Raw genomic sequence first — 2,191 nt, forward strand, 5'->3', positions numbered from 1 at the left:
GCAAGCTTTAGAATTGAGAAAACGCTTACTAGGAGACAACCATCATCATGTCGCCAATAGTCTGAATAATCTGGCATTACTCTACAAATTTACAGGACGCTACAACGAAGCCAAACCCTTGTTTGAGCAAGCTTTGGCGATTTGTGAGCAGAGTTTAGGTGTAGGTCATCCCAATACAATGACGATAAGGGGAAATTATGCAATCTTTTTAAGAGAAATATATCGCTAGCGATCGCCTCCCTTCGCTACGCGATTGCACCCTTTCTCCCAAAATCACACCATAACCCTTCACTTGTAGAAATCTTTGCCCAACTGCAAGCAAAAATTGATGCCACACAACTGTTGTAGTTTAAAGTTTAGGAGCGATCGCCCATCAATTGTAACTTCAAAGGGCGATACCTTTCCTTCTCTACGAGAGGCTGCGCCAACGGAACGTTACGCGAACGATAAGCTTTCCTGCGGAACGCTAACGCTCCGTCTTAATCCAATACGCTTGGGTTAAGCATTTCTTCTTTCTCTTTGCGTGCTTTGCGTCCAACTCTTAGAGACGCTGCGCGTTGGCGGAAGCCTCTCCAAGAGTTGGCGGTTCGTTAAAAAAATTGACTTTAACAAAGAGTTTTAGCCTTAACCCAAGCGTATTGCGTCTTAATCTCTTTCTCCGTGTCCTCTGCGCCTGAAGCAGTTTGATTCTCATGCCCCCTCATATCCAAAGTACAGTAAAAAATAGAGCGGCGCCGAATAGCCCGTCGTAGACATCGCATAGCCATTTTGAGTACAAAACTCGAAACTTGAGGTTCAAAGGCTCAACGTTGAGGTTTAAAGGCTCAATCGTCAGCCTCAAAGGCTCAACATTGAGGTTTAAAGGCTCAACTGTCAGCCTCAAAGGCTCAAGTAGCGATGTTTAACGGCGACCACTGCTTGTAAATCTTTCTATGCAAATGGTCTTTCTACGCCGAAGAGAGGAGTTTTCCAAATGCAGACGAAGTAGAATTAAAAATAAACTTCACAAGCTGTTTATGCAATGGGCTAATTTTCTAGGCAAAGAAGCTGCTACTAACAGCTTATCTCTAGATCAAACAGCAGCTTTTACAAAGTATTTTAAGACCGAAAACTTAGGTAAAAGTGAAGCTAAACTTACCAGCGAATTAAACGTTGATATTGCTGCTTTTAGAAAGTGGATGGGTGAGGTATATAACAAGTTTGCCCAGAATTATCCTGAGTTAGCTATTTCTAACAGTAGGGACAAACTAGAAAAGTTACAAGCTTACCTGAGAGCGAAATATAATAACGAATTAGATGTCCTCAAACCATTGGCGGCGATGAAATTATTAAAAACGCTGGTGGTTCGGGAACGACTGCAACAAGAATCTTGGGTTGCGAGAAAAATTTGTAAATTTTTAGGATATTCACCTTTAGCGTTAGAGTTAGTAGGGCGATATCTGGATAAAATGCCAGATTTGTCTCTGGAAACACTACTGAAGCGGCTAGAGAAAAAGCGAGTGGAACATGAAGCAGTAGTCAATGCTAACTCATTGATGCCTTATGAATACGGTGTAGCTGAAGCTTTTGAATTAAGTTGGGAACAGTTGGATGAAAATGCACAAAGCTTTAGCTGTTTGCTAAGTTTGTGTGCCTTAGCTGACATCCCCTTATCTGTTGAGACGATAGAAGATAACAAAAAACAAGAACTTTGGGAGAAAGCCATAGCGGATTTACTAGAATTGCATTTGCTACAACAAAAAAGTAAAGAAATTTATCGTCTAAATCCCCTGATTCGGCAACTTTTCCAAATGAAGTTGGATAAGTCAAATGAGGCGGATGAAGCAAAAACTAACTTTGCAGCGATGATGTTAGAGGTAGCAAAGCTAATTCCGCAACAGCCCAACCCTGAAGATATTCTCAACCTCACTCCACATATCCCGCACATTATAGAAGTTGCAACCCACCTATCCCAGTATGTGGGCGATGAAAATCTAATCACTCTGTTTACCAAATTGTCCTGGTTTTATCAAGGTCAAGGACTTCATCAGCAAGCAGAATATTGGTTGCAACAGTGTGTAGAAGTGACTCAAAATCGTCTTGGTTTAGAACATACCGATGTCGCTGCTAGTTTGAACAATTTAGCAGGATTTTACAAATCTACAGGACGTTACAGCAAAGCTGAACCTTTGTATCAGCAAGCTTTAAAACT

At 41.4% G+C, this 2,191-nt stretch carries 2 protein-coding genes; both read left to right on the top strand.

The genetic code is table 11. The features are described from left to right. Positions 1–229, top strand: a 229-nt coding sequence (locus ACFFAP_RS15530) for a tetratricopeptide repeat protein (RefSeq protein ID WP_375512045.1), incomplete at its 5' end; no start/stop codon positions are given. Between the two features lie 787 nt (positions 230–1,016). After that, the coding region (locus tag ACFFAP_RS15535; protein WP_375512046.1) for a tetratricopeptide repeat protein at positions 1,017–2,191 on the top strand (1,175 nt) is incomplete at its 3' end.

It is taken from the genome of uncultured Nostoc sp., from assembly GCF_964245575.1.
GTDB lineage: Bacteria > Cyanobacteriota > Cyanobacteriia > Cyanobacteriales > Nostocaceae > Nostoc.